Below are 6,497 nucleotides of genomic sequence, written 5' to 3'. Positions count from 1 at the left end.
TATCCAGTTTTACAATAACGATAGATACCAAGAACGATTAAACGGCTTAAGCCCATTAGAATATAGGGCTAAAGCCGCTTAAAAGCTTTTTATTATTTCCACTGTCTACTTGACAGGGAGCAGTTCATATGAATGAAGGGTTTTTAAACGCTTTATTGTGTTACGCGTGCTGTCCAACGAGAAAGATCTGCATCTTTTGCATCAACAAGCTCTGCAGGGAAGATAAATGTCCAAGGCTTCGTTGAGTTCGGTTGTACAGTTAAGATAGGATCCATTTTAAATGAACCTTTAGCAATTTGTTTACCTGTTGCATCAATAATTTCTAGTGGTAATTGTTCAAGGTTAATAGCTTTATTATGTCCGTTACGAATGAAGATAGACACATTTAAACTACCATTATCCACAAGTTTTGCTTGCAGGCCAGTGAAGTTTACTTCTGTTTCACCTAACTCAGGTAAAGTTTTGACGATTTTTGCAAGCTCCTCTTTTTGTGCTTCAGGTAATTGTTGTTCCCATGATGGATCTAATTCTAATTGGTGACCGCGTAGGGAAACAAGGTTGAATGCAATTTTCCAACCGTCTTCTGGTATTTCATTGACTTTGATTGTTGATTTTTCAAATTCAAATACCCATGGACGAGCACTTTCTGCTGGGATCGTGCCAAGTGCTGCAAAATCGAATTTTTTAGATGCTACAAGCTCATCGTTTTTATCCATAATGTAAAGCTCAATTTCACCTAGCTCGATTGCTTGAGGCAATGATGAGCGGAAAAATGCACGCACTTGCCATTTTTTAGAGCGTGGGTCTTCTTCAATACTAATAGAAGAAAGTGATAATTGATTTGGCTTCAAAGGTTCTAGCTCATTAGCAAGGAAACTAAAAATGTATTTTTGCTCCTGAGGAACATCCCACTCTGGATGGAATGAAAGCTTTGTCACAACATCACGATTATCGCTACTATCCGTAGTAGTATTTCCTAATAAGTCTTTAGAGTCAATTGTGTTTTCTTGAACAACCTTGTCCGATTTTTTAAAGAATGAAAATAAGCCCATTATTGTACCTCCATTTGTGCTTCAATCATTTTCATGAAGCCTGTGATTTCTATAATAATAGAACGACGTAATTCTTGGAAATTCTTTCCGAATAATTCAAGTCCTTCACGTTGGTAAATTCGCATCGGATCTTCTTGCTGGTAATGACGTAAGCCAATTCCTTCTTTTAAGTGTGTCATGGCTTCTAAATGTTTCACCCAGCCACTATCTAAGTAGCTTAGCATTACTTGTGGAATAACTGCCACTACTTGTTCATTCTCAGCGAACTTCTCCATCTTTGCAGTTAATTCATCAACAGGTGCTTGAAGTGAATCTAAAATAGGGACAACTTTACCTACTTCTCTATCAATTGTGATAGGTGAAAGGAAGAGACTGTTTAAGGTTCTTTCCATCCCTTCGTAATCCCATTCAACTGAAGGTAATTCATCAGGTGCTGCATCACGTACTGCAAAGTCTACAGTTTCATAGAACATTTGCTTTAATTGTTCTAATAAATTTTCGCCAGCTAAAATTTTGTCACGTAGACCGTAAATAACTGTACGTTGGTCATTAATCACATCGTCTAATTTTAAGTTGTATTCACGCATGCTGTATTGAGAACCTTCAACGATACGCTGTGTACGGCTAATAAGCTCGTGAACGTTATTATTTTGAATAATGTCTTGTTCGTCAACAACCATTTTTGCTGAGAATTTTTCAACATCTTCTTTTGCGTAACGTCGGAACATATCATCTTCAATAGAGAGAATGAAGCGGCTTTCACCTATATCACCTTGACGACCTGAACGACCGCGAAGTTGATTATCTACACGACGACTTTCATGTTTCTCGGTACCGATGACATATAAGCCGCCAAGCTCGTGTACTTCTTCACCTAGCATAATATCTGTACCACGACCAGCCATATTCGTAGCTACCGTAATACGACCTTTTTGACCTGCTTGTGAAATCAGCTCAACCTCTTGTTCAACTGTTTTAGCATTCAGTAATTGGAATTTTAACCCTGCACTTTTCAAATGCTCAGCAACTGTTTCAGATTGCAGTATCGATGTAGTACCAATTAAGACAGGTTGTCCTTTTTCGTGACGACTTTTCGCTTCTGCAGCCACATATTTATATTTAGCTTCTTGTGTTTTAAAAATAATATCAGGCTGATCGACACGTTGACGTGGGCGGTTTGTTGGAATTTGAATAACTTCCATTGCGTACACTTCTTTTATTTCTTTTTCCTGTGTTTTCGCTGTACCCGTCATCCCGGAAAGCTTCGGATACATACGGAAATAGTTTTGAATCGTAATTTGTGCCTGTGCTTTATTTTCTTCTGTGATCGTTACGCCTTCTTTTGCTTCAATTGCTTGATGCAATCCATCAGATAGTGAACGACCTTCTAAAATACGACCTGTGAACATATCAACAAGCTCGATTTTGTCATCCTTAACGATGTAATCAACATCACGCTTGAACATTACATGGGCACGCACAGCTTGGATCACATAATGATAAAGTGTTTGGTGTTCAAGATCATATAGATTATCAACATTAAAGGCAGCCTCAACCTTTTCAATGCCTTTATCTGTTAAAGAAGTAGCTTTTGTTTCTTCATCAAAATCGTAGTCTTCTTCTTCTTTAAAACGTTTAGCTAGCATAGAAGCAATGCGATGTAGTTCATCATTCGCTGCCATTTTCCCAGCGATAATAAGTGGTGTTTTTGCCTCATCAATAAGTACACTATCAACCTCATCGATAATGGCAAAGTGATAAGGGCGTTGTACTTTATCAGCCAAGCTATGTGCCATGTTGTCACGTAAGTAGTCAAATCCGAATTCAGTACCGACACCATATGTTATATCAGCATTATAGGCCTCTTTTTTTGCGTCTGGTTCCATCATTGGTATATTTAAACCAACTGTTAAGCCAAGGAAACGATGAATTTGACCAACAAGTTCGTAGTCACGCTTAGCTAAATAGTCATTAACCGTAATGACATGAACACCTTTACCTTCTAATGCGCGTACATAAGAAGGTAGGGAAGCGACAAGCGTTTTACCTTCACCTGTAGGCATTTCTGCAATATTACCTTCAGTTAAAACAAGACCACCGATAAGTTGTACATCAAAATGACGCATACCTAATACACGTTTTGAGGCTTCGCGTACAACAGCAAATGCGTCTGGGATGATTGATGTAATTGGTTCGCCTTGTTCTAAACGATCCTTGAAAATAAAAGTCATTTCTTTTAATTCTTCATCTGACTTGTCGACATATTTTTCTTCAAGATTATTAATCTGATCTACTATTTTATAGTAGCGTTTTAATTGACGAGCACTTGTTTGCTCATTGTTGCGTTTAAAAATTGAGAACATGAAATTTACGCTCCTTTAAAGTTGTCTAAATGCTAGACACTACATTATTTTATCAAATTTTACGAATGGTGACTACATTTGACATGCAGCATTCTACCATTCTCAAAAAGAAGAAAAAAATTTGTGAAATGGTGGAAATTAAATAGAAAAAGTATATTTCGGCGCTCGTTCGTGCTATAATCAATTTGGATTTAAATGTAGATTATTTTTGAGGAGGAGAGACATGCTTTACGTGTCTTTAATAGCAGCATTCATTGCTTCCATATTGTTAACTCCATTAGTTAAACGATTAGCGTTCAGAATAGGTGCTGTCGATGCACCAAACTATCGAAAAGTACATGCACGAATTATGCCAAGACTTGGCGGATTAGCGATTTTCCTTGCGTTTTTAATAGGCATAGCTATGCTATATCCATTTTTAATAGGCGTATTACCGTGGCATACTAGTGAATATAGTTTATTGGCGATTATTATAGGAGCCTGTATTATTGTAGCAACAGGCGTCATTGATGATATGCGTGAAATTTCTGCAAAGGCGAAAATGCTAGGGCAGCTTGCTGCTGCACTTATCGTTATTTTTGTAGGTGGCATTCAAATTGACGAGGTTAACTTACCTTTCGTAGGTGAATTAGATTTTGGATTACTAAGTATCCCTTTAACAATTCTTTGGATTATTGGAATTACAAATGCCATTAATTTAATTGATGGTTTAGATGGTCTAGCTGCCGGGGTTTCAACGATTGCTCTTATTACATTAGCGGTCATGGCATTTAATATGGACAATATGTTTGTTTTAGCAATTGCAGCCATTTTAGCAGCAGCATCAAGTGGTTTCTTATTTTATAATTTCCACCCAGCAAAAATCTTTATGGGGGATACAGGGGCATTATTCCTCGGATTTATGATATCCGTGCTGGCGTTACTTGGTTTTAAAAATGTAACATTTGTTTCATTAATTATCCCAATTATTATTCTAGGTGTACCAATTTCTGATACATTCTTTGCGATTGTTCGTCGTGTGCGCATGAAGAAAAAATGGTCTGATCCAGATAAATCACACTTACATCACCGTTTACTGGATATGGGCTTCACACATCGTCAAACAGTACTCCTTATCTATGGGATTGCTATGATGTTTGGGTTGGCAGCCGTTATTTTCTCTATGGCAAAAGTATGGGGAGCGATTTTACTCATAGCCGTCATATTAACTGCCATTGAAATTTTTGTTGAAATCATCGGACTCGCAGGTAAAAACTATAAGCCGCTATTAAATTTTGTGCGGATATTTAATAAATAAAATATTAAAGCAATCATTCATTTTTAATGTGTGATTGTTTTTTTTATGGAGTTTATGGGGAACTGGAGTGAAGAAAATCTTGATCCATGTGAATTTAGCTTGGGTCGAGTGGAGAATAGCATAGGTTGATAGGGGAATTTTTGGGATTTACAAGAAAATTGCTCGGGTAGAGTAGTGAGTTGCTAGGGTCCTCGAAAAAAATGCTCAGGTAACTTTAACTTGGAGAAATGCTCGGGTAAGGCGGAAAACTGCTCAGGTAGCATGGAGAAGAGCCCGGGTAAATGAGGGTGTTTTCCATTCCATGCTACTCGCTATCCTGTGAGCGAGTGTCGAGCCGTTTCCTCCGCTTTTGTTGTCACTGCCGCTACGTTTGCACTTCGCTTTCGTGCAGAAAACCACATGTCACTGCCGCTACGTTTGCACTTCGCTTTCGTGCAGAAAACCATATGTCACTGCCGCTACGTTTTCGCACAAAAACATCTGTTGGCCCAAGCCGCTCATCGGACGCCCTCCAGGAAAGCGATCAGTCGGAACGGAAGACAGCCCCTCATTTTGCTGAAGAGCCATATTTTACTTAATTAGCTACATTAATTTCATTGGCATAATAGTTTTTCAACAACATAAAAGCCCTCTCCACATAAAGTGGAAAGGGCTTTTAAAGTTACTGTTCATCTTTGTTATCTGTTGTATCATTGCCAACAGCGTTATCTTTATCGTTATCTGTATTGTTATTAGTTAGACTTGTAGATGTTTTATCTCTTTCAAGATGGTTATTAAGTGTTTCCGATATTTCATCAACCGATTCTTGATTTAATTTATAGTAGTAAATACCAGTAGACATATCATCTGTACCTTCTAATGTTAAAGAATCGATACGTGGCATTCCTTGTGTTAAATAAGATAGGAATGATTTCATCTCACTGAATGTCATGTTTGTCTTCATGTTATCGCCAAGTGCTTTAATGACATCATCGTATTTTGCAATAGATTCTACAGAAGAAGCTTTACTGATGATGGCCGTTAAGATCTCTTGTTGACGTTTACCGCGTTCAATATCACTGTCTTGCTTACGCGTTCTTGCGAGTGCCAGTGCTTCACTACCGTTTAAATGCTGTAAACCAGGCTCTAAGTTAATTGCATTGCGATCGAATTCGTCTTTTTCGTGTAAAGTATACGGTACTTCAGCTTCGATTCCACCTAATGCATCAACAACGTCAATAAATGCGTTAAAGTTCATACGAACATAATAATCAATCGGAACATCTAAAAATCCTTCTACGGTCTCAATTGTTGAAAGCGTACCACCATTTGCGTGTGCATGTGTAATTTTATCTTTATAGCCTAAGTTAGGAATATAAACATATGAATCACGAGGGATACTTAGCATTTTAATCGTTTTTGTTTTATTGTTTAATGTTGCTAAAATCAGTGCATCGGAACGAGAGTTTTCAGAACCTTGCCCGCGATTTTCACTATCATCAACACCTACAAATAGGATGGAAACATTATCTTTTACTGGTTTTACTTTTTCCTCACGAAGTGAAGAAACTTCTCGACCCTCTAATTCTTCATGTGCCGAGTTCACTGCATGCTCTGCTTGCTTCGTAATATAGACTGCGTAAGCCGTCACACATATTACTAAACTTGCAACAAGAAGAAGCGATACTTTTATAATTAGGGAAGATTTAGAAGACCTCTTCTTATTTTTATAGTTAGTTCTATTTTTCATATTTGATATATTCTCCTCTGAATTTTGGGAATAATGATGGGATTAACTAAACTTTA

The 6,497-nt window shown here is 37.6% G+C and carries 5 protein-coding genes; 2 read left to right on the top strand and 3 right to left on the bottom strand.

The features are described from left to right. The first annotated feature begins 1 nt into the window (after position 1). Positions 2–82 carry an IS3 family transposase gene (locus BFJ97_RS25740; RefSeq protein WP_223553224.1) on the top strand — a complete coding sequence of 27 codons (81 nt, stop codon included), beginning with the start codon at positions 2–4 and terminating at the stop codon, positions 80–82. Between the two features lie 70 nt (positions 83–152). Here BFJ97_RS25740 and BFJ97_RS20575 read toward each other — a convergent pair whose 3' ends face one another. Further along, a complete protein-coding gene (locus tag BFJ97_RS20575) occupies positions 153–1,052 on the bottom strand; it encodes an accessory Sec system S-layer assembly protein (RefSeq protein WP_068986518.1) in 900 nt (299 codons plus the stop codon). Further along, positions 1,052–3,415, bottom strand: a complete 2,364-nt coding sequence (secA2, locus tag BFJ97_RS20570; protein WP_068986517.1) for an accessory Sec system translocase SecA2 — start codon at positions 3,413–3,415, stop codon at positions 1,052–1,054. Before secA2 ends, BFJ97_RS20575 begins: the two co-directional genes overlap by 1 nt. Before the next feature lie 223 nt (positions 3,416–3,638). Between secA2 and BFJ97_RS20565 the strand changes: the two genes are divergently transcribed. Next, positions 3,639–4,712 carry a glycosyltransferase family 4 protein gene (locus BFJ97_RS20565; RefSeq protein ID WP_068986516.1) on the top strand — a complete coding sequence of 358 codons (1,074 nt, stop codon included), beginning with the start codon at positions 3,639–3,641 and terminating at the stop codon, positions 4,710–4,712. 661 nt (positions 4,713–5,373) lie between these two features. Here the strand turns inward: BFJ97_RS20565 and BFJ97_RS20560 are convergent. Beyond that, entirely contained in the window at positions 5,374–6,441 is a 1,068-nt protein-coding gene (locus BFJ97_RS20560; protein ID WP_068986515.1) for an LCP family protein, read from the bottom strand. Positions 6,442–6,497: the final 56 nt, after the last annotated feature.

This window comes from Lysinibacillus xylanilyticus (genome assembly GCF_001708185.1).
In the GTDB taxonomy this organism is placed as follows: Bacteria; Bacillota; Bacilli; order Bacillales_A; family Planococcaceae; genus Lysinibacillus; species Lysinibacillus xylanilyticus_A.
This window is presented reverse-complemented; position numbering and strand designations above follow the sequence as displayed.

What these genes read in the sequence shown, in the direction of transcription:
- BFJ97_RS20575 (WP_068986518.1), bottom strand. Translation starts at nt 1,052, where the DNA reads ATGGGCTTATTTTCATTCTTTAAAAAATCGGACAAGGTTGTTCAAGAA.
- secA2 (WP_068986517.1), bottom strand. Translation starts at nt 3,415, where the DNA reads ATGTTCTCAATTTTTAAACGCAACAATGAGCAAACAAGTGCTCGTCAA.
- BFJ97_RS20565 (WP_068986516.1), top strand. Translation starts at nt 3,639, where the DNA reads ATGCTTTACGTGTCTTTAATAGCAGCATTCATTGCTTCCATATTGTTA.
- BFJ97_RS20560 (WP_068986515.1), bottom strand. Translation starts at nt 6,441, where the DNA reads ATGAAAAATAGAACTAACTATAAAAATAAGAAGAGGTCTTCTAAATCT.